The sequence below is a fragment of the Xanthomonas sp. CPBF 426 genome (genome assembly GCF_903989465.1).
Classification (GTDB): Bacteria; Pseudomonadota; Gammaproteobacteria; order Xanthomonadales; family Xanthomonadaceae; genus Xanthomonas; species Xanthomonas euroxanthea.
The window spans coordinates 3,901,071-3,920,173 of record NZ_LR861805.1 but is presented as its reverse complement, the minus strand read 5'-3'; the positions used below and the strand labels follow the sequence as shown (position 1 = coordinate 3,920,173).

The following is a 19,103-nucleotide window of genomic DNA, read 5'->3' as shown; positions in this document are numbered from 1 at the left end:
TGCCGACCGTTGCTCACAGATTCTGGTAGTTCGGGCCCGAACCACCCTCCGGCGTGACCCAGGTGATGATCTCGTACGGGTCCTTGATGTCGCAGGTCTTGCAGTGCACGCAGTTGGCGGCGTTGATCTGCAGGCGCTTGCCGGACGGGCTGCCGTCGTCTGCGACCATTTCGTAGACGTTGGCCGGGCAGAAGCGGGTGCAGGGATTGTCGTATTCCTGCACGCAGCGGGTGGCGCACACGTCGGTATCGAGTACCTTCAGATGCACGGGCTGGTCTTCGTCGTGCTCGGTGGCAGCGAAGTACACCGCCTGCAGCCGGTCGCGCGGAGCGAGCTCGCGCGTGCCGTAGTGGCGCGTGGGCTGCTCGTACTCGCCGATCTTGTGCAATGCCGACCAGTCGGGCTTGTTCTTCAGTGTCCATGGTGAGGCGCCCTTGAGCGCAGTCTCCCAGGCGGCGTTGAGCAGGCCGAACCACAGGCCCTTCTTGAAGCCTGGCTTGATATTGCGCACCTGCTTGAGCTCGGCCATCGCATCGGAGGCGCGCAACTTGGCGTCGAAGCCTTGTGGCGCCAGCTGCGATTGCACCAGATGCTCGGCTGCCAGCATGCCGCTGCGGATCGCCTGGTGGGTGCCCTTGATCTTGGGCACGTTGAGCAGGCCGGCAGTGTCGCCGATCAACAGGGCGCCGGGCATTTCCACCTTCGGCAGCGACTGCCAGCCGCCGGTGACGATGGCGCGCGCGCCGGCCGAGAGGATGCTGCCGCCTTCCAGCAACGGCTTGATCAGCGCGTGGTTCTTCCATTGCTGGAAGGCTTCCCATGGCTGGTATTGCGGGTCGCTGTAGTCCAGCCCGCTCACATAACCGAGCGCGATCTGGTTGTTGTCCAGGTGATACAGGAAGCTGCCGCCGTAGGTGCGGTTGTCGGCCGGCCAGCCCAGCGTATGCACGATCTTGCCGGGGCTGACGCGCCCCTCCGGTACCTGCCACAGTTCCTTGATGCCGATCGAATAGCCCTGCGGGTCGGCGTCGGCGGTGAGGTCGAAGCGCTTGAGCAGGCGCTTGGTCAGGTGCCCGCGTGCGCCTTCGGCCAGCACGGTGACCTTGGCACGGATGTCGATGCCGGCGGTGTAACCGGGCTTGTGCGATCCATCCTTGGCCACGCCCATGTCGCCGATACGTACGCCGATGACCTGGTCGTTGGCGTCGTGCAGCGTTTCGGCAGCGGCAAAGCCCGGGTAAATCTCCACGCCCAATGCTTCGGCCTGCGGCGCCAGCCAGGCGCACATTGCGCCCAGGCTGACGATGAAGTTGCCGTGGTTGCGCATGCCCGGCGGCACCACCGGGAACTTGCGCGCGCTGTCCTTGCCGAGGAACCAGAACTCGTCGTCGGTGGCGGCCACGCAGATCGGCGGCGGGTTGTCGCGCCAGCCCGGCAGCAAGGCATCCAGCGGGCCCGGCTCGATCACCGCGCCGGACAGGATATGCGCACCGATGGTGCTGGATTTTTCGATCACGCAGACGCTGATGGCCGGATCCAGCTGCTTGAGCCGGATCGCAAAAGCCAGCCCGGCCGGGCCGGCGCCGACGGTGACGACGTCGTACTCCATCACGTCGCGCTCGACCGTCTCTGGCGCACTTGCGCCGACTCCTGCTTCCGACATTGCTCCGCTCCCGTTGGCTCGATGGCTACCGCGCATTTTCCGGGATTCGATGTGACGGCGGCAAATCGGATCGATTCATCCGTACCGCCCAGCCTCCACGCAGCCGGAGCGTGCTAGCGTTTGAAACATGAAGATTCGGGTTGCCTTGCCGCATGCGGAGATCGCCTGGTGCCGCGGCTGGTTGCCGCGCGCGCAGGCCGATGCGCTGCTGCAGGTGCTGCTGACGCAGGTGCAGTGGGAGGTGCATCGCATCCGCATGTTCGGGCGGGCGGTGGATTCGCCGCGTCTGAGCAGTTGGATCGGCGATGCGGACGCCAGCTACCGCTACTCGGGCACGCAGTTCGCGCCGCGGCCGTGGCTGGAGGTATTGCAGCCTCTACGCGCGCGCCTGCAGGCCGAGACCGGGGCGCCATTCAACAGCGTGCTGGCCAACCGTTACCGCAGCGGCAACGATGCGATGGGCTGGCACAGCGACGACGAGCCGGAGTTGGGCGCGCAGCCGTTGATCGCTTCGGTGAGCCTGGGTGCGACGCGGCGCTTTGCCTTCAGGCATCGCGAGGATGCGGCGTTGAAGCAGGCGCTGGAACTGGGGCACGGCGATTTGCTGCTGATGGGAGGCGATACCCAGCGCCACTACAAGCATGCGTTGCCGCGCACCGCAAAACCGGTCGGCGAGCGCATCAATCTGACGTTTCGCCAGATTGATGCGCGGGGCCCCAAGCGCTAGTCCGGCTGTCGCGGTGACAGCGGACGCGGCAAGCGCTGGCTATCCTGCTGGCCATTGAGCAGGGTCCAGCCGACCAGTTCGGTGGTGACCTGCGTCATCGCCTGTTCGAATGCCGCTGCCACTGCCGCCGTGTCGGTGCCGCTGGACGGGCGTGCCACCAGGAAGGTGCGCGAGGCCACCACGCGCTGGTCGGCGGCGTGCAGCAGCTTGGCATTGAGTTCGATGGTGGCCGAGGGCAGCGCCTGGCCGGCGTAATCGGACTCGAAGCGGCGCAGGTCGATCGCCAGCTTGTAGTCGGAGCGGATGCCGGTGCCGATGCGGGCGACCGCGGCGATCTTGCCGGAGTCCTCGAATGCGCGCACCACGCTGTCTTCGAGCATATCGGTGGCCGGCTGCGCCCAGCCTGCGCCGTGGTAGACCTGCAATTCGCTCGGGGTCGGGCGCACGTTGATGCGCGGGCTGTCGATGATGCGCGCCGCGCTCGGCTTGGCCACCGCCAGTTGCCAGGTCACCTGCGGCCAGGACGGATTGGGCGTCACCCGCACGGTCGGCGCGTAGATGGTGGCCGGCTTCTGGTCGCCGCCGGTCAGCAGCGAGCAGCCGCCCAGCGCCAGCAGGGAGACGCACAACACGGGACGCAACAGGCGCATGGCAGTCATTTCGGTTCGAACTCCTTGGGTGCGTCGCGGCCGAGCAGGTAGCGCGCAGGGTTGTTGTCCAGTTTGTCGCTGACCCGGCGCAGGTCGCGGATCAGGCCGCGCAATTCGGTCAGCGTGGGCCCGAGCTGGCCCAGCCCGTCGTTGGCAAAGCTGTTGATGGCCGCGCGGTTCTCGCCAAGGATGTTGTCGGCGTTGCCGGCAGCCGAATCCAGCTTGACCAGGGTGGCATCGAGCTTCTCCAGGATGCCCGGCAGCTGCTGCACCAGGTTCTGGTCCAGCCGCTTGATGGTGCCGTTGGTGGTGGTCAGGGTGGTGTCCAGATTGCGTGCGGCATCGCGCGCGCTGACGATCAGCGCCTGCATGCCTTCGTCACGATCGGCGATGCCGCCGCTGATCTTTTCCAGGTTCTGCAAGGTGGCGGTGATGCTGGCCACGTTCTTGTCCGAGAGCATCTGGTCCATGCGCTCGACGATGCGGTTGGCGGTATCGGTGATGTTCTGCAGCGCCGACGGCGTGGTCTGGATGATCGGCGCGTCGCTCTTGTCGATGGTGGTCAGCGATGGTGCCTCGGGCGTGCCGCCGGAGAGCTGGATGATCGACGGGCCGGTCAGGCTGGTGATGGCCAGCTTGGCGCGGGTATCGCTCTTGATCGGCGTGGTGGAGTTCACCCGCACGTGCGCGACCACCTGGCGCGGGTCGTTCGGTGCCAGCGTCAGCTCGGTGATCGAGCCGACCGCGATGCCGTTGTACTGCACCGGGCTGCCGACCGACAGGCCGGTCACCGCCTCGCGGAACACCACCCGGTACTGCTGCCAGGTGCGGTCGGAGGAATACTTTGCGGCCCACAGCCCGAACAGCAGCAGGGCCAGGCCTGCCACGATGGTGAAGGCGCCGATCAGGACGTAATTGGCTTTGGTTTCCATGCTCAGGCGGTCTCGGTGGAGTCGGTCTTGGCCGCGCGCGCGGCGCGGGCGCGCGGACCGTGGAAGTATTCCTGGATCCAGGGGTGGTCGACCTGTTCGATCTCGGCCAGCGGCGCGTTGGCAATCACCTTGTGATCGGCCAGCACCGCGATGCGGTCGCAGATGGCGTACAGCGTATCCAGGTCATGGGTAATCAGGAACACGGTCAGGCCCAATGCCTGCTGCAAGGTGCGGATCAGGCGGTCGAAGGCAGCTGCGCCGATCGGGTCCAGCCCGGCAGTGGGCTCGTCCAGGAACAGCAGCGGCGGATCCAGCGCCAGCGCCCGCGCCAGGCCGGCGCGCTTGCGCATGCCGCCGGACAGCTGCGAGGGCAGTTTGTCCAGCGCATCGGCCGGCAGGCCGGCCAGCTTGATCTTCAGCAGCGCCAGCTCGAAATACCAGCGCTCCGGAAACTCGCCGTGATGCTCCTTCAGCGGCACCTGCACGTTTTCGCCGACGGTCATCGACGAGAACAGCGCGCCGTCCTGGAACAGCACGCCGGTATTGCGGGTGATGTGCTGGCGGTCGGCGAAGCGGCCCGAGCGCGCATCCGCTCCCAGGACCTGGATGCTGCCGGCATCCGGCTCGCGCAGGCCCAGGATGCTGCGCATCAGCACCGACTTGCCGGTGCCCGAGCCGCCGACCACGCCAAGGATCTCGCCGCGCCGCACGTCCAGATCCAGGTCCTCGTGCACGACCTGGCTGCCGAAACGGTTGGTCAGCCCGCGCACGGAAATCGCCAGCTGGTCGTCGTCGGCCTCGGCCTCTGGGCCGGGATTGGGGAGTGGGGATTCGGGATGGGTCACAGCACAGCTCTCCCGAGTGTCAGGGCGCCAGCTGCGCTTCTGCCTTGCACGAATCCCAAATCCCGAATGTCCAATTCCGGCTCCATCACCACCCCATCTTCATGAACCACAGCGCGGCGACCGCGTCGAGGATGATGACCAAGGAAATCGTCTGCACCACCGAGGAGGTGGTGCGCTCGCCCACCGATTGCGCGGTGCCGCTGACCTTCAGGCCTTCCAGGCAGCCGATCAGGCCGATCACCAGCGCAAACAGCGGCGCCTTGGACAGCCCGACCAGGAAATGCCGCAACTGGATGGTGTCGTGCATGCGCGCCAGATACATCTGCGGCGGAATGTCCAGGTCGAACGCGCCCACGGTGACGCCGCCGGCCAGACCGGCGATCATCGCGATGAAGGTCAGCAGCGGCAGGGTAAAGATCAGCGCGAGCAGGCGTGGGATCACCAGCAGGTCGATCGGGTCCAGGCCCAGGGTGCGGATCGCGTCCACTTCCTCGCGTGATTTCATCGCACCGATCTGCGCGGTGAAGGCGCTGGCAGTGCGCCCGGCCAGCACGATGGCGGTCAGCAGCACCGCGAACTCGCGCAGGAAGGCGATGGACACCAGCTCCACCACATAAATTTCCGCACCGAAGTCGCGCAGGATGGTCGAGCCCAGGAACGCGATCACCGCGCCAACCAGATACGACAGCAGCACCACCAGCGGCACCGCATCCAGGCCGACCTGCTCCATGTGGTGCACGGTGGCGGTCAGGCGGAAGCGGCGCGGCTCGTGGATCAGCCGCCCGATCTTGACCAGGTTCTCGCCCAGAAAACTGTTCAGTTCCAGGATGCCCTGGCCGACGCCATGGGTGGTGCGGCCCAGACGGTCCAGCGCGGCGACAAAGCCGTAGTCGCGTTTGGGCTTGGGGCGTTCGTCGTTGAGTTCCTCGATGGTGCAGACCAGGGCCTGGTGCTCATCGCGGAAATCGATCGCATCTTCCTTCAGGCCCATGCGGCCGGCAAAGCGCAGCAACTGCAGCACGCCGGCCGAATCCAGTTGGCCGATGCCGCGCGCGTCGATGCGGCGCACCCCGTCGGGCACAGCCTGCAGCTGTTCTGCCTGGGACAGGGCGGTTGCCAGCACCCAACTGCCGGCGAGGCGGAGCTGGGTCTGATCCTGCGAGTCTTGGTCGATGCGGGGAGGTTGCGGTTTGATCATGGGTGGCCTGTCCGTGGCGCCAGCATACCGCGCCCGGCGTGAGCGAATGATGGGGACGCTTCGCACTTGCGGTCCCGGCACAGACGATCGGCACGCCGGCCAGGGGCGCTGCGGCATACACTGGCGGCCTCGCCAGACGGCGTTTCTCCGATCCGACCCGCCACGCATGTCCGCTGCCACCGTCGTCCAACCGTCCGCCAGCGCCACCTATGCCCAGCGCGTCGCCTTTGTTTCGGAAATCGCCGGACGCCTGCATTCCTACGGCACCACCGCGCAGCGTCTGGAGGCCGCCGTGGTCGGACTGTCGCAGAAGCTGGGCCTGGACTGCGAGCCCTGGTCCAATCCCACCGGGATCATCTTGAGCTTCAGCGATCCGACCAAGGCCATCGGCTCCAGCGACATCACCCGGGTGATCCGGCTGGCCCCGGGCGAGAATGACCTGTACAAGCTCAGCGTGGCCGATTACGTGGCCGACAGCGTGGCCAACGGGCGCATGAGCATCGCGCAGGGCCACACCGCGCTGCGGCGGCTGGATCGCGAGGTCGATCGGCGCGGCAAGACCATGCAGGTGCTGGCATTCGGGCTGGCCGCCGCCGGCGTGGCAGGGCTGTGGAAACTGCCCTGGCTGGACATCGCCACCGCCGGTGCGATCGGCATGTCGATCGGCCTGCTGACCCAGTACACCGACAAGCGGCCGGCGACCAAGGAGGCCGGCGAGGCGCTGGCCGGGCTGTTGGCCGGGGTCGTGGCCGCGGTGGTGGCGTCGCTGCTCGGGCCGCTGAACCTCAATACGGTGATCATCGCCTCGCTGGTGGTGCTGCTGCCCGGCATGTCGTTGACCAATGCCTTCAACGAGCTGGCCAGCCAGCACTGGGTCTCGGGCACGGCGCGGCTGGCCGGTGCGGTGACCACGGTGCTCAAGCTCACCGTCGGTGCGGTGATCGCGGTGACGCTGACCCAGGTGGTCGGCCTGCATCCGCAGGTGGCCGCATTGCGCCCGCAGGCCAGCTGGGTGGAATGGGCCTCGCTGCTGGTGGCCGCTTATGCATTTGCGGTGTTGTTCAAGGCCAATCGGCGCGATTATTTATGGATCATGGCAGCGGCCATGTCCGGGTATGTCATTGCGCGTTATGCCGGGCACGCCTGGGGTGGTCCGGCCGGTGTCTTTGCATCGGCGATGGCATTGACCGCCGCCGGTAATCTGTTCGGGCGGGTGGTGCAAAAACCCGGTGCATTGATCCGTTTGCCCGGCATCATCATGCTGGTTCCGGGCAGTGTCAGCTTGCGTGGCTTTCTGACCCTGGTACAGCAACAGGATGTCAGTGTCGGGCAGGCCGCACTATTGGCGGTGACCAATATCGTGATGGCCTTGATGGCCGGATTGCTGTTCGGCAATCTGTTGATTCCGGCCCGCAAGAATTTATGACAGATAAAAACGCGCAATAAAAACCCCGGCAATGCCGGGGGTTTTATTGCTGTGAATCAGGCGGCCTTGGACTTCTTGGGCGCGCGCTTGGTGGCGGCCTTGCGCGGGGCGGCCTTCTTGGCCGGAGTCTTCTTGGTGCTGACCTTGCTGATCAGAAAGTCTTCGACTTTCTTGCCGGCGGCGGTCAGTTCGGCCAGCCAGCGCGGCTGCTTGCCGCGGCCGGTCCAGGCTTCCTGGGGATTGGCGGGGTTGCGATACTTGGGCGGAACCTTGCCCAGCTTGCGGCCGGCGCGCGGACCCGGCTTGGCAGCGGCAGCAGGACGACCCGGGCCGGCGCTGGTGCCGAACAATTCTTCGATGGAATAACCCTGGGCTTTTGCCGCGCGGGTCAGTTGCGTGCGGACCTTGGCAATCGGAGCACGCTTGGCAACCACGGTCTGCTGCTTCTTCGCGTTTTTGATCAGGGCACCCAACTGCTTGGCCGACAGGCCGCTAAGATCGATCGACATCACTACTCCGGAGGATGAGAGAGAAAAGAATGCCGGTCCGTGGCAGCGCTGGCCATCATAATGTCAGAAAACCCGGGTGACAAATGCGCCGAAATAATTCGGCGCCTTGTGTTCATCCAATCCAAGTAGTTTCGGCTGATTTGATCAACAACCCAGGCGGGAGAATAACCCGGCCTTATCCAGGTTTTCTGCTGCCTCTGCAGTGCGGGCGCGATATTCAAATGTGCCGGCGGCCAATCCGCGTTCGGAGACCACCACCCGATGCGGAATGCCCAGCAGTTCCATATCGGCAAACATGGCGCCCGGGCGCAGGCCGCGATCGTCCAGCACCGCGTCGATCCCCGCGGCGATCAATTCGTCCAGCAATGCCTGGGCGGCGGCAACCACCTGTGCATCCTGCTTGGGGTTGATGATGCAGATCGCCACCTGCCACGGTGCCATCGGTGCGGGCCAGACGATGCCGGCATCGTCATGGTTCTGCTCGATCGCCGCAGCCACGATGCGCGAAATGCCGATGCCGTAGCAGCCCATCTTCATCACCGCGGGCTTGCCGTTCTCGTCGATCACGGTGGCCTGCAGTGCCTGCGCATACTGGTCGCCGAGCTGGAACACATGGCCCACCTCGATTCCGCGCGCCAGACGCAGTTCGCCGCCATCGGCCGCGCGTTCGCCGTCGATGACGTTGCGCACATCGGCAACGGTGTCAGGTTCGGGCAGGTCGCGGCCCCAGTTGACCCCTGCCAGGTGTTCGCCGGGCACGTTGGCACCGACCACGAAATCGGCCATCGCCGCGACATCGCGGTCGGCCACCACGCGCACCGGGCGGGCGGTGTTCACCGGGCCCAGGAAGCCCGGCTCGCAGCCGAGGTGGTCGCGGATCTCGGTCTCGTTGGCCAGGCGGTAGCCGGCCAGGCCGGCGACCTTGCCGAGCTTGATCTCGTTGACGGCGTGATCGCCGCGCACCAGCACCAGCACGAAGCCGGCCTCGGTCATCACCGCCACCGACTTGACCGTGCGCTGCAGCGTGATGCCCAGCAACCCGGCGACGTCTTCGCAGGTCTTCTGGGTGGGCGTTGCGACCTGGCGCATCGCCTCGCCAGCCTCGGCGCGCGGGGCGGGCAGGGCGGCGCTGGCGGTTTCCACGTTGGCGGCGTAATCGGAGCCGGTGGAGAATGCCAGCGAGTCTTCGCCGGAAGCGGCAATGACGTGGAATTCCTGCGAGGCATCGCCGCCGATCGCGCCGGAGTCGGCCTGCACGGCGCGGAATTCCAGCCCCAGCCGGGTGAAGATGCGGGTGTAGGCCGCGCGCATGTTGTCGTATTCGCGCGCCATGTCGGCATCGGTGAGATGGAAGGAGTAGGCGTCCTTCATCAGGAATTCGCGCGCGCGCATCACGCCGAAGCGTGGACGGATCTCATCGCGGAACTTGGTCTGGATCTGGAAGAAGTTCAGCGGCAACTGCTTGTAGCTGTTGATTTCCTGGCGCGCGAATTCGGCCGCGGCCTCTTCGGCGGTCGGGCTGTAGCAGAACTCCTGCTCCTTGCGATCCTTGATCTTGAGCAACTGCCCGCCGAACTTTTCCCAACGACCGGTGGCATCCCACAGTTCGCGCGGCTGGATGGTGGGGAACAGCACTTCCACCGCCCCGGCGCGGTTCATTTCCTCGCGCACGATGGCCTCGACCTTGCGCAGCACGCGCAGACCCAGTGGCGACCAGGTGTACAGCCCGGAGGCCAGCTTGCGGATCATGCCCGCGCGCAGCATCAGACGGTGGCTGACCAACTCGGCGTCGGCCGGGGTTTCCTTGGTGGTGTGCAGGTGGAACTGGGAAAGACGCATCGGGCTTCGCTTGGGCGGAAAGCCCATAGTTTGCCAGTCTCGCGCCCTGCCGGTCAGTGGCGCCGGCCGATCGGCCGGACGCATGGGCCGGTAGGTGGCCGCTCCCGGGCCGGCTCAGGAGGCCGGAGTGCCGCTCGCTGCCGGCTTGCAATAGGCCTTGGCGGCCGCTTCGGCGAGGTTGCGTTGCGCCACGCGGGCATCCGGGTCCAGCGGGGTGCCGGGCTTGCCATCGGTGCCGGCGCCCATGGTGACCTCGCCCTTGCCGCTGAGCAGCTCCAGGTTGCGGCGTGCGGTCAGGCAGTCGGCCGATTCGGGCGTGGTGGTGTCCGGCGCGGCGATGGCGGCGGTGCCGCTGCGTGCATCGATCCGGCGCGCTTCGTAGCGCTGGCCGGACGGTGGCGGGGTTTCGGTGTAGTGGGTGACGCCCTTGGCGTCCTTCCATTTGTACAGATCGGTCGCGCCGGCGGCGGCGCTGACCAGCATCAACAGGGCGCAAAGCCCGGACGACAGGTGCATGTGGCTTCCCCTGGATGATTCCCGCGGCGATTGCAGCATCCGCGGCCGGCGCTGGCAAGTGAGGCTGCACGCCGCCGGCGCGCTACCGCCGGATGGACCTCAGGCCCTACACTTGCCGGATGGATGAGATGAGACCGCCCCCGCGCTCGCGCACGATCTACCTGCTGCCGAACCTGTTCACCACCGCCGGGCTGTTTTCCGGTTTCTACGCCATCATCGCCGCCGCCAACGGGCAATTCGTCCAGGCCGCCATGGCGGTGTTCGTGGCCGCGGTGATGGACGGGCTGGACGGCCGGGTCGCGCGCCTGACCAATACCAGCAGCGAGTTCGGCGTGCAGTACGACTCGCTGGCCGATCTGGTCAGCTTCGGCATGGCCCCGGCGCTGGTGATGTATCACTGGTCGCTGTCGGCGCTGAAGTACGACAGCAACGTGATGGGCCGGGTCGGCTGGTCGGCCGCGTTTCTGTATGCGGCCTGCGCGGCGCTGCGCCTGGCGCGCTTCAACACGCAAGTGGGGGTTGTCGACAAGCGCTGGTTCATCGGCCTGGCCAGCCCGGCGGCCGCCGGCTTGATGATGTCCTTCGTCTGGGCGTTTGCCGACGACAGCCTGGGCTTCGATGGCGAGCAGCTGCGTTACCTGGCGCTGGCGGTCACGGTGGTATCGGCCTTGCTGATGGTCAGCCGGATCCGGTTCTGGAGTTTCAAGGGCGGCGCGCGTGGTCCGCGTGCCGACCGTGTGCCGTTCCTGGCGCTGGCGATTGCCACGGTGGTGATCGCGCTGCTGGTGATCGATCTGGCCCGTTCGCTGCTGGTGATCGGCGTGCTGTATGCACTGTCCGGGCCGGTGATGTGGCTGTGGCGGCGCTGGCGGCGTACGCCCGAGCTGCCATGAGCCAGGTGCCATGAGTCAATTGGCCTCCGAGCCGATGTGGTCCGATCTGCAGGTGTCGTATCTGCAGGCGTTGGGACACACCGTGTATCTGGATCGCGACACCGTGGACGCGGCGGCGGTGCCTGAGGAGACGATGGAGCGCGCGCCGGCGGCCGCACCGCCGCGCGTGGAGCGCACGCCACCAATGCCGGCGCCAGCGGTAGCGCCGGCGGTCCGCCGCAGCGCACCGGTGGCGCCGGCCCACGCGCCGGATGCAGTCACGACTGCGCCGGCAGCGCCGCCGCGGCGCAGCCGGGTCGGCATGCCCGATCGCCTGCAGATGGCGTTGCTGCGCGCCTCCGGCTGCAACCCCGGCGATCCGAATACGCAAGCCTTGATGGCGTCCTGGCCGCTGGCCGAGCTGCGCGGCAACCCGGCCGCCAAGCGCGCGCTGTGGCCGCAACTGCGCGCGCTGCGGCGGCGTCGGAACCCGGCATGAGCGCCTTGAACGCGCCGCTGCCCACCTCGCTGCGCGCCATGCGCGAGAGCGATCTGGATGTGGTGATGGACATCGAACATCGGGCCTATCCGTTCCCGTGGACGCGCAGCATCTTTCGCGACTGCCTGCAGGCCGGCTATCAGGGCTGGGTGATGGAGCAGGGCGGGCAGGTCATTGGCTACGGAGTGATCAGTATCGCTGCCGACGAGGCGCACGTGCTCAATGTCTGCATCGCACCGGAGGCGCAATCCCGAGGGCATGGCCGCGTGCTGTTGCGCGCGCTGATCAAGGGTGCCTGCGATCGCGGCGCGCGGCGCGCGTTTCTGGAAGTACGCCCGTCCAATCCGTCGGCGATTGCGCTGTATCACTCCGAAGGCTTCAATGAGATCGGGCGGCGCCCACGCTACTACCCCTCCAATACCGGCCGCGAAGATGCGCTGGTGATGGCGATCGAGTTGTCCTTCGAAGGGTTCTCCTGAGCCTCATCGGCCGAGGCTGATGGAAGCGTTCTCCCGCGTCCGGCGGGTTCTGCCCCGACGCACCTGATACGCGTCGCGCGGTTGCATCGGTGAGGCATGCGTCACGACCAGAGACACCACCCCGGCTCCTGCATAGCCGCCAGGCGACCGTGCTGGCGCCTTGCTGTTTCGCCCCGAAGCGGCGTTGTGGTGATGCACCACGATCAGGTCATCAGGCAATGCACCCGCTGTGCGCCGAGCTGTTGCGCATCGCTGCAATCGATCGCAACAGGGTGAATGTTTTTCCCGTTTGCATCGCCCGAGGTGTCGTCTGCGCGGCGCCATCCGGCAGGGCGCACCTGCAACCGCGACGGTGATCATGCCGCCACGTGCCACCCGTGGTTTCCAGCAGCGCCAATCGACTGTGTCCATGTGCCAGGCGCACTGCGATAGCGATGCATTGCAGTGCAATTGCCGTGCGCGCCGAAAAAAAAACACGCATGCATGTGATGGCGGCGGCACACCGTGCTGGAGCTGTGTCGGTCTGCGTTGAGATGCAGAGCATGCTGCGCTGCAGTGTCCTCATGCCTGTCTCCGCGTGTCTTGATTACAGCGTTTTGTCTTCTCCTGGATGTCCCGCAACCGTTTGCGTGACTGCGCGTGCACATCGATACATCGGCTAGATACAAGCCATTGCGATGCTCCTAGTATCGGCGTCGCGGAACTGAACATTACAGAGATGAAAAGTATGTTCCGCGCCTGCTAGACGAGGGGTGTGCCGCCGCGCGGCGCATCGAACCTATCCGAGGGAGAGATCAAGATGAAGCCGAAATTTTCAACGGCGGCCGCCGCGTCGCTGTTTGTCGGGTCGTTGCTGGTTGTTGGCGTTGCCTGCGCCGATCCTGCACTGGAAGTTGCAACCACTGGTTGGGCAACACAGAACGGAGGGACCAAGGGCGGTTCCAAAGCGGCCGCAGCCAACATCTACACGGTCAAGACTGCCGCCGAGCTGAAGAGCGCGCTGAAAGCCAGCGTGGGCAGCAACGGGCGCATCATCAAGATCAGCGGCATCATCGACATCAGCGAAGGCAAGCCGTACACCACGACCTCGGACATGAAGAGCCGCGCGCGGTTGGACATCCCCACCAAGACCACGCTGATCGGCATCACCAGCAATGCGGAGATCCGCGAAGGCTATTTCTACGTCAAGGCCAACGACGTCATCATCCGCAATCTCACCATCGAAAATCCGTGGGATCCGCAGCCGGTCTGGGACCCGGATGACGGCAGCGCCGGCAACTGGAATGCCGAGTACGACGGCCTGACGGTCGAGGGCGCAACCAATGTGTGGGTGGACCATGTCACCTTCACCGACGGTCGTCGTACCGACGATCAGAACGGCACCGCCAACGGCCGTCCCAAGCAGCATCACGATGGTGCGATGGACGTTAAGAAGGGCGCCAACTTCGTCACCATTTCCTATTCGGCGTTCAAGTCGCACGAGAAGAACGACCTGATCGGTTCCAGCGACAGCGCCTCCAGCACCGACAGCGGCAAGCTCAAGGTGACCATCCATAACACCTTGTTCGAGAACATCTCTGCACGCGCACCGCGGGTGCGCTTCGGGCAGGTGCATCTGTACAACAACTACCACGTCGGCAGCACCACCCATCCGGTCTACAAGTTCTCGCACGCCCATGGCGTGGGCAAGGAGTCGAAGATCTTCTCCGAGCGCAACGTGTTCGACATCAGTGGAGTGAGCAGCTGCGACAAGATTGCGGCCGACTACGGCGGCAGCGTCTATCGCGATCAAGGCTCACTGCTCAACGGCAAGGCGCTGACGTGCTCGTGGAACAGCAACATCGGCTGGACCCCGCCGTACACCTATAGCCTGCTGTCGGCCGACAAGGTTGCTGCGGACGTCAAGGCGAAGGCCGGGGCGGGCAAGCTGTAAGGCCCCTGCGGTACGCAACGCCGCGATGCGAGCAGCGTTGCACGTCTTTCCACAACGCCCGCAGCACTGCGGGCGTTGTGCGTTTGCGTAATGTCCTTATCGATGTCTCATTGTCCGGCGACATACGCTGTTTCGACGCCGTGGCGCGTGCGCGCAGCATCACGCGTCTTCAGTTCTCTGCGCAGCCGGGCGCAGGATCCATGCAGGGCCCTTGCCCGTCCACCATTCGCGGCATTGATGCCGCATAAGGTCCCGCGACGGTGGGCGGGCAAGGACCAGTCGAGATGATCGGTGTGCATGGTTTTCAGTAAAGCAGCCGACCAACTGTCTGGCGCGGTGTCCTTGCCGGTTGCGGGACCGTGTGGCGGCATGGATGCCGCCACCGAGCTCCCAGGGGCGGGTTCACGGCGTGTCCCGCAAGCGGTGAGGGCACCGCGCACTCGACGCTGCGCGCTGGCTGCAGGGCCCTTGCCGGCCCACCATCGCAGGACACGCCGCAAGTACGTCCATGTAGGCTCTGGCGCGGCATCCATGCCGCTCAAGGTCCCGCGACGGTGAGCGGGCAAGGACCAAGCGAGATGGTCGGTGTGCATGGTAAGAGCGGTGCTGGATGCGCCTTGTTCGATCGTGAAGCATCGCCTCCACGTCTGATGCGCACCGCGCGACAGACAGCTCTTCAAACGAGCGCCGACCAACTGTCTGGTGCGGTGTCCTCGCCGGTTGCGGGACCGTGTGGCGGCATGGATGCCGCCACCGAGCCCCCAGGGATGGGTTCACGGCGTGTCCCGCAAGCGGTGAGGGCGCCGCGCACTCGACGCTGCGAGTTTGCTGCGCGGCCCTTGCCCGCCCACCATCGCAGGACACGCCGCAAGTACGTCTATGTAGGCTCCGGCGCGGCATCCATGCCGCTCAGGGTCCCGCGACGGTGGGCCGGCAAGGACCAGTCGAGATGGTCGGTACGTAACGTAGAGCAGTGCTGGGTGCGCCTTGTTCGATCGTGAAGCATCGCCTCCACGTCTGATGCGCACCGCGCGACAGACAGCTTTCAGATGAGCGCCGACCAACTGTCTGGTGAGGGCACAGCGCACTCGACGCTGCGCCTTGGCTGCAGGGCCCTTGCCCGCCCACCATCGCAGGACACGCCGCAAGTACGTCCATGTAGGCTCTGGCGCGGCATCCATGCCGCTCAAGGTCCCGCAACGGTGAGCGGGCAAGGACCAAGCGAGATGGTCGGTGTGCATGGTAAGAGCGGTGCTGGATGCGCCTTGTTCGATCGTGAAGCATCGCCTCCACGTCTGATGCGCACCGCGCGACAGACAGCTTTCAGATGAGCGCCGACCAACTCTTTGGTGCGGTGTCCTTGCCGGTTGCGGGACTGTGTGGCGGCATGGATGCCGCCACCGAACCCCCAGGGATGGGTTCACGGCGTGTCGCGCACGCGGTGAGGGCACCGCGCCCTCGACTAACCAGGCTGTTGACCCCGTCTCGGCCAACAGTGATTGGCGGTCCTAGAGCTTGGCGCGTTGCTCGCGCAGGCCGGTCAGCTGCGTGGTCCAGTCGTTCAGGCGCGCGCGTTCCTGCTCGACCACCACGGCCGGTGCGTTCTGCACGAAGGTGGCGTTGCCCAGCTTGCCATTGCACTTGCCGATCTCGGCTTCCACGCGCTTGATTTCCTTGTCCAGGCGCGTGCGTTCGGCATCCATGTCGACCAGGCCTTCCAGCGGCACCAGCAGGGTGAGCTCGCCGACGATGGCCGTGGCCGACGGCGGTGTGTCCTGGCCGGCGTCGAGCCAGTCGATCGCTTCGAGCTTGAGCAGGAACGACAGCTGCGAGGCGAAGCGGCCGACACGGGCGCGATCGTCGGCAGTGCCGGCCTGCAGTAGCAGACGTACCTGCTTGGACGGCGGTACGTTCAACTCGCTGCGCACACGACGCAGTGCCGACACCATCGACTTCAGCCATTCGACATCCGCCTCTGCGCTGGTGTAGCCCGCAGTGTCGACATCGCCGGCCTGCGGGAATGCCTGCAACGAGATCGTGGCGGCGCTGATGCCCAGGCGCGGTGCAACCTGCTGCCACAGTTCCTCGGTGACGAACGGGGTAAGTGGGTGCAGCAGGCGCAGCAGCGCTTCGAGCACGTACAGCAGTGTGTGGCGCGTGCTGGCGGCTGCCTCGCTGTCCTGGCCGTTGAGCGCGGGCTTGGCCAGTTCGACGAACCAGTCGCAGAACGCATTCCAGGCGAACTCGTACAGCGATTGCGTCAGCAGATCGAAGCGGTAGCTGGCGTAGTGTGCGTGGGTTTCTGCAGTCACCTTGTCCAGGCGCGCCAGAATCCATTGCTCGGCTTCGGTACGCGGCTGCGGCACGCCGGCAAAGCGCGCGCCTTCGGTGTTCATCAGCACAAAGCGCGTGGCGTTCCACAGCTTGTTGCAGAAGTTCTTGTAGCCTTCGGCGCGGCCCAGATCGAACTTGATGTCGCGGCCATGCGTGGCGAGTGCGGCGATGGTGAAGCGCAACGCGTCGGCACCATGGGCGATGATGCCGTCCGGAAACTCCTTGCGCGTGGCTTTTTCGATCTTCTCGGCCATGCGTGGCTGCATCAGCCCGGTGGTGCGCTTGGCAACCAGGTCTTCGATGCTGATGCCGTCGATGATGTCCAGCGGGTCGAGCACGTTGCCCTTGGACTTGGACATCTTCTGGCCCTGCGCATCGCGGATCAGGCCGGTGATATAGACATCGCGGAACGGCACCTGGCAGGTGAAGCTGTCGGTGGCCATGATCATGCGCGCCACCCAGAAGAAGATGATGTCGAAGCCGGTGACCAGCACCGACGACGGCAGATAGCGCGCGAAACCGCGCTCGGCCATCGCGTTCGCGTCCGGCCAGCCCAGCGTGGAGAACGGCCACAGTTGCGAGGAGAACCAGGTTTCCAGCACGTCGCTGTCCTGGTGCAGCGCGACGTCGGCACCCAGGCCGTGCTTCGCGCGCACCTCGGCTTCGTCATGGCCGACGTAGCACTTGCCTGCCTCGTCGAACCACGCCGGAATGCGATGCCCCCACCACAGCTGACGGCTGATGCACCAATCCTGGATGTTCTCCATCCAGTGGCGATAGGTGTTGATCCAGTTCGGCGGGACGAACTTGACCTGGCCGCTTTCGACCAGCTCCAGGCCGCGCTTGGCCAGCGCGTCCATCCTCACGAACCACTGGTCGGTGAGATACGGCTCGATCACCTGGCCGGTACGGTCGCCGCGCGGCACCTGCAGCTTGTGCGGCTTGGTTTCGACCAAGACGCCCAGGTCTTCCAGTTCGGACAGCACCAGCTTGCGTGCGTCGTAACGATCCAGGCCGCGGTACCGCTCCGGCGCATTCTCGTTGATGGTGGCGGTGACGGTGAACAGGTTGATCAGCGGCAACTCGTGCCGCACACCCACCTGGTAATCGTTGAAGTCATGCGCAGGCGTGACCTTGACCACGCCGGTGCCGAATGCGCGGTCGACATAGTCATCGGTGATCACCGGCACTTGCCGGCCGGTCAGCGGCAGCACGATGCGGGCGCCGTGCAGCGTGGCATAGCGTGGGTCTTCCGGATGCACCATCACTGCGGTATCGCCCAGCATGGTCTCCGGGCGCGTGGTGGCGACCACCAGGTAATCGCGGGTCTCGCGCAGCGTCTCGACGCCGTCGGCATCGTGCTCGACGTGCTCGTAGGTCACGCCATCGGCCAGCGGATAGCGGATCGACCACAGGAAGCCGTCTTCCTCGACGTTTTCCACTTCCAGGTCGGAGATCGCGGTCTTCAGCACCGGGTCCCAGTTGACCAGGCGCTGGCCGCGATAGATCAGGCCCTGCTCGTACCAGCGCACGAACGCTTCGTTGACCGCGGCCGACGGCTGCGGGTCCATGGTGAAGGTGCTGCGCGACCAGTCACTGGAGGTGCCCAGGCGGCGCATCTGGCGCTCGATGGTGTCGCCGGATTCGGCCTTCCACTCCCACACCTTGGCGATGAAGCCCTCGCGCCCCAGCGAGTCGCGCGTTTCGCCCTTGCCTTCCAGCGCCAGGTTGCGCGACACCACCATCTCGGTGGCGATGCCGGCATGGTCGGTGCCCACCTGCCACAGCGTGTCGAAGCCGCGCATGCGGTGATAGCGCACCAACGCATCCATCAGCGTCTGCTGGAACGCGTGGCCCATGTGCAGCGTACCGGTCACATTCGGCGGCGGCAGCAGCACCGTATACGGCTCACCCTGGCCGGACGGCACGAAATACCCGGCAGCCTCCCACTGCGCGTACAGGCGCGATTCGAAGGAAGAGGGGTCGTAGCTGGAGGCGAGGGTGGTCATAGTGGGGCGGGGATTCGTTGTTCGGGATTCGGGATTGGTTGCGTCATGGGGCCGGCGAGAAGCACTGGCAATCCACTCATCAACGTCAGCAGTGGTGGTGTGGAGCGAAGATCGGCTATTTGGAATGCGTGGCTGGATGCAGCCTAGGGACGCGCAAAAAATCTGCTTTTACGAATCCCCAATCCCAACCCCCAATCCCCGCCCCTCTCACATGTCGTACTTGGTCAGTTCCAGGCCCAGGGCCTTGTACTGCTTCCAGCGTTCGCGCAGCGGTTCGCGGGCCGCCGGGTCGGCGGGGACGACTTCCAGCACGCGGTCGCAGGCGCCCAGGTAGGGATCGTCGCGCAGGTTGATCACCAGCGGGCGCGAGGGAGCATCGAACTCCGGCGAGGCGATCAGTACCGGCGCCAGCTCGTCTTCCTCGTCGGTGCCGGCAATCTGGTGCGGGATGTAGGCCTCGTCGTCGAATGCCCACAGCAGGTCGTCCAATGCCTCGGCCTGCGCGGCGTCGCGCGCCAGGATCAGCGTAGGCAGGTTGGCGTCGTTGGCCTTGCGCGCCAGCTCGCAGACCAGCCGCAGCGGTTCGTTGAGGAAGCGCGGTTTGGCGATCAGGTAGAAGTCGGCACGGGGCATCAGGGCAGGGATTCGGGAGAGGGGAATCGGGAATGGTCA

16 protein-coding genes are annotated in these 19,103 nt (G+C 65.7%); 6 read left to right on the top strand and 10 right to left on the bottom strand.

What is annotated here, in order from left to right; translation table 11 throughout:
* Nucleotides 1–13 precede the first annotated feature (13 nt).
* Nucleotides 14–1,663, bottom strand: a complete 1,650-nt coding sequence (locus H7A87_RS16505; protein ID WP_119128329.1) for an electron transfer flavoprotein-ubiquinone oxidoreductase — start codon at nucleotides 1,661–1,663, stop codon at nucleotides 14–16.
* 127 nt (nucleotides 1,664–1,790) lie between these two features.
* Here H7A87_RS16505 and H7A87_RS16500 point away from each other — a divergent pair, with 127 nt between their 5' ends.
* Entirely contained in the window at nucleotides 1,791–2,390 is a 600-nt protein-coding gene (locus H7A87_RS16500; RefSeq protein ID WP_119128330.1) for an alpha-ketoglutarate-dependent dioxygenase AlkB, read from the top strand.
* Here H7A87_RS16500 and H7A87_RS16495 read toward each other — a convergent pair.
* From H7A87_RS16495 to H7A87_RS16480, 4 genes are all read right to left on the bottom strand, one after another.
* Nucleotides 2,387–3,049 carry an ABC-type transport auxiliary lipoprotein family protein gene (locus H7A87_RS16495; protein WP_104583300.1) on the bottom strand — a complete coding sequence of 221 codons (663 nt, stop codon included), beginning with the start codon at nucleotides 3,047–3,049 and terminating at the stop codon, nucleotides 2,387–2,389. The two genes, H7A87_RS16500 and H7A87_RS16495, sit on opposite strands and share 4 nt — an antisense overlap.
* Complete coding sequence (locus tag H7A87_RS16490) at nucleotides 3,046–3,972, bottom strand: MlaD family protein (RefSeq protein ID WP_011035876.1); 927 nt, start codon at nucleotides 3,970–3,972, stop codon at nucleotides 3,046–3,048. Before H7A87_RS16490 ends, H7A87_RS16495 begins: the two co-directional genes overlap by 4 nt.
* Before the next feature lie 2 nt (nucleotides 3,973–3,974).
* Nucleotides 3,975–4,817, bottom strand: coding sequence for an ABC transporter ATP-binding protein (locus tag H7A87_RS16485; protein ID WP_119128331.1), 843 nt, complete (start codon nucleotides 4,815–4,817; stop codon nucleotides 3,975–3,977).
* Between the two features lie 85 nt (nucleotides 4,818–4,902).
* Nucleotides 4,903–6,132, bottom strand: coding sequence for an ABC transporter permease (locus tag H7A87_RS16480; RefSeq protein WP_180496775.1), 1,230 nt, complete (start codon nucleotides 6,130–6,132; stop codon nucleotides 4,903–4,905).
* Nucleotides 6,133–6,181: 49 nt separating this feature from the next.
* Between H7A87_RS16480 and H7A87_RS16475 the strand changes: the two genes are divergently transcribed.
* Nucleotides 6,182–7,441: a threonine/serine exporter family protein gene (locus H7A87_RS16475; protein ID WP_104583303.1), complete on the top strand. Its 1,260-nt coding sequence runs from the start codon at nucleotides 6,182–6,184 to the stop codon at nucleotides 7,439–7,441.
* A 56-nt stretch (nucleotides 7,442–7,497) separates the two neighbouring features.
* On the opposite strand, the gene H7A87_RS16470 is transcribed toward H7A87_RS16475, so the two are convergent.
* The 3 genes from H7A87_RS16470 to H7A87_RS16460 form a co-directional block, all read right to left on the bottom strand.
* Nucleotides 7,498–7,950, bottom strand: coding sequence for an H-NS family nucleoid-associated regulatory protein (locus H7A87_RS16470; RefSeq protein ID WP_104583304.1), 453 nt, complete (start codon nucleotides 7,948–7,950; stop codon nucleotides 7,498–7,500).
* Between the two features lie 144 nt (nucleotides 7,951–8,094).
* On the bottom strand, nucleotides 8,095–9,789 hold the full coding sequence (locus H7A87_RS16465) for a proline--tRNA ligase (protein WP_104649399.1): 1,695 nt from the start codon (nucleotides 9,787–9,789) through the stop codon (nucleotides 8,095–8,097).
* 114 nt (nucleotides 9,790–9,903) lie between these two features.
* On the bottom strand, nucleotides 9,904–10,305 hold the full coding sequence (locus H7A87_RS16460) for a DUF4124 domain-containing protein (RefSeq protein WP_180496773.1): 402 nt from the start codon (nucleotides 10,303–10,305) through the stop codon (nucleotides 9,904–9,906).
* Nucleotides 10,306–10,424: 119 nt separating this feature from the next.
* On the opposite strand from H7A87_RS16460, the gene pssA reads away from it, so the two are divergent.
* The 4 genes from pssA to H7A87_RS16440 all read left to right on the top strand — a co-directional run bounded on the left by pssA (nucleotide 10,425) and on the right by H7A87_RS16440 (nucleotide 14,088).
* Nucleotides 10,425–11,198: a CDP-diacylglycerol--serine O-phosphatidyltransferase gene (gene pssA / locus H7A87_RS16455; RefSeq protein WP_104583307.1), complete on the top strand. Its 774-nt coding sequence runs from the start codon at nucleotides 10,425–10,427 to the stop codon at nucleotides 11,196–11,198.
* Between the two features lie 10 nt (nucleotides 11,199–11,208).
* Nucleotides 11,209–11,676: an alanine acetyltransferase gene (locus tag H7A87_RS16450; RefSeq protein ID WP_104649400.1), complete on the top strand. Its 468-nt coding sequence runs from the start codon at nucleotides 11,209–11,211 to the stop codon at nucleotides 11,674–11,676.
* Nucleotides 11,673–12,155: a ribosomal protein S18-alanine N-acetyltransferase gene (gene rimI / locus H7A87_RS16445; RefSeq protein ID WP_180496771.1), complete on the top strand. Its 483-nt coding sequence runs from the start codon at nucleotides 11,673–11,675 to the stop codon at nucleotides 12,153–12,155. Before H7A87_RS16450 ends, rimI begins: the two co-directional genes overlap by 4 nt.
* Before the next feature lie 799 nt (nucleotides 12,156–12,954).
* Entirely contained in the window at nucleotides 12,955–14,088 is a 1,134-nt protein-coding gene (locus H7A87_RS16440; protein ID WP_104649401.1) for a pectate lyase, read from the top strand.
* 1,508 nt (nucleotides 14,089–15,596) lie between these two features.
* Here H7A87_RS16440 and H7A87_RS16435 read toward each other — a convergent pair.
* On the bottom strand, nucleotides 15,597–18,431 hold the full coding sequence (locus H7A87_RS16435; RefSeq protein WP_119127311.1) for a valine--tRNA ligase: 2,835 nt from the start codon (nucleotides 18,429–18,431) through the stop codon (nucleotides 15,597–15,599).
* A gap of 207 nt (nucleotides 18,432–18,638) precedes the next feature.
* Complete coding sequence (locus tag H7A87_RS16430) at nucleotides 18,639–19,064, bottom strand: DNA polymerase III subunit chi (RefSeq protein WP_104535058.1); 426 nt, start codon at nucleotides 19,062–19,064, stop codon at nucleotides 18,639–18,641.
* Nucleotides 19,065–19,103: the final 39 nt, after the last annotated feature.

Coding starts and splice junctions, on each gene's coding strand:
- H7A87_RS16505 (WP_119128329.1), bottom strand. CDS start 1,663: ATGTCGGAAGCAGGAGTCGGCGCAAGTGCGCCAGAGACGGTCGAGCGC.
- H7A87_RS16500 (WP_119128330.1), top strand. CDS start 1,791: ATGAAGATTCGGGTTGCCTTGCCGCATGCGGAGATCGCCTGGTGCCGC.
- H7A87_RS16495 (WP_104583300.1), bottom strand. CDS start 3,049: ATGACTGCCATGCGCCTGTTGCGTCCCGTGTTGTGCGTCTCCCTGCTG.
- H7A87_RS16490 (WP_011035876.1), bottom strand. CDS start 3,972: ATGGAAACCAAAGCCAATTACGTCCTGATCGGCGCCTTCACCATCGTG.
- H7A87_RS16480 (WP_180496775.1), bottom strand. CDS start 6,132: ATGCCGCAGCGCCCCTGGCCGGCGTGCCGATCGTCTGTGCCGGGACCG.
- H7A87_RS16475 (WP_104583303.1), top strand. CDS start 6,182: ATGTCCGCTGCCACCGTCGTCCAACCGTCCGCCAGCGCCACCTATGCC.
- H7A87_RS16470 (WP_104583304.1), bottom strand. CDS start 7,950: ATGTCGATCGATCTTAGCGGCCTGTCGGCCAAGCAGTTGGGTGCCCTG.
- H7A87_RS16465 (WP_104649399.1), bottom strand. CDS start 9,789: ATGCGTCTTTCCCAGTTCCACCTGCACACCACCAAGGAAACCCCGGCC.
- H7A87_RS16460 (WP_180496773.1), bottom strand. CDS start 10,305: ATGCACCTGTCGTCCGGGCTTTGCGCCCTGTTGATGCTGGTCAGCGCC.
- pssA (WP_104583307.1), top strand. CDS start 10,425: ATGGATGAGATGAGACCGCCCCCGCGCTCGCGCACGATCTACCTGCTG.
- H7A87_RS16450 (WP_104649400.1), top strand. CDS start 11,209: ATGAGTCAATTGGCCTCCGAGCCGATGTGGTCCGATCTGCAGGTGTCG.
- rimI (WP_180496771.1), top strand. CDS start 11,673: ATGAGCGCCTTGAACGCGCCGCTGCCCACCTCGCTGCGCGCCATGCGC.
- H7A87_RS16440 (WP_104649401.1), top strand. CDS start 12,955: ATGAAGCCGAAATTTTCAACGGCGGCCGCCGCGTCGCTGTTTGTCGGG.
- H7A87_RS16435 (WP_119127311.1), bottom strand. CDS start 18,431: ATGACCACCCTCGCCTCCAGCTACGACCCCTCTTCCTTCGAATCGCGC.
- H7A87_RS16430 (WP_104535058.1), bottom strand. CDS start 19,064: ATGCCCCGTGCCGACTTCTACCTGATCGCCAAACCGCGCTTCCTCAAC.